General features: G+C 47.7%; 1 protein-coding gene. It reads right to left on the reverse strand.

Going from position 1 to position 585, the window contains the following annotated elements:
- Positions 1-449, reverse strand: a 449-nt coding sequence (locus ACTHSP_RS21355) for a PEP/pyruvate-binding domain-containing protein (RefSeq protein ID WP_440346924.1), incomplete at its 3' end; no start/stop codon positions are given.
- Positions 450-585 lie beyond the last annotated feature (136 nt).

The following is a 585-nucleotide window of genomic DNA, read 5'->3' on the forward strand; positions in this document are numbered from 1 at the left end:
CCGTTGATGTTCAGGAAGGTTTCTTGTTGGCCGGCGAAAGAAGCGTCCGGCAAGTCTTCTGCTGTTGCGGAAGAACGTACGGCAACGGAGATGTCCGCACCGCCGGCATCGGCAACCATTTTGTTCCAAGCTGTTTCGATTTCAGCATCCAGCTGCTCAGGGAACGGGGTATCCAAAATCCATTGACGGATTTCTTTACCCACGCGTGCCAATTCGGCAACGTCTTCAACATCCAGTTGTTTCAGGGCTTCGGAAATACGCTCGCTCAGACCATTGTGAGCCAGGAAAGCACGATAAGCTTCGGCTGTGGTTGCAAAACCGCCGGGAACGCGCACGCCTTTTTCAGTCAGTTGGCTGATCATTTCGCCTAAAGAGGCATTTTTACCGCCCACTCGCTCAACGTCAGTCATACGCAGGTTTTCAAACCAAATAACGTAGTTTTCGGCCATTTGTGTGTCCAATCCAATCCAAAAATGTTAAAAAAGAAACAAATCCGCCTGCTTATTGTAGCCATTCGTTTGATGGCTGTCATGTGTTTTATCTTTTTAAAAATCACAAATTCGTCTGTGATATTGTGCTTTTCAG

The organism is Neisseria sp. P0001.S005 (genome assembly GCF_051963715.1).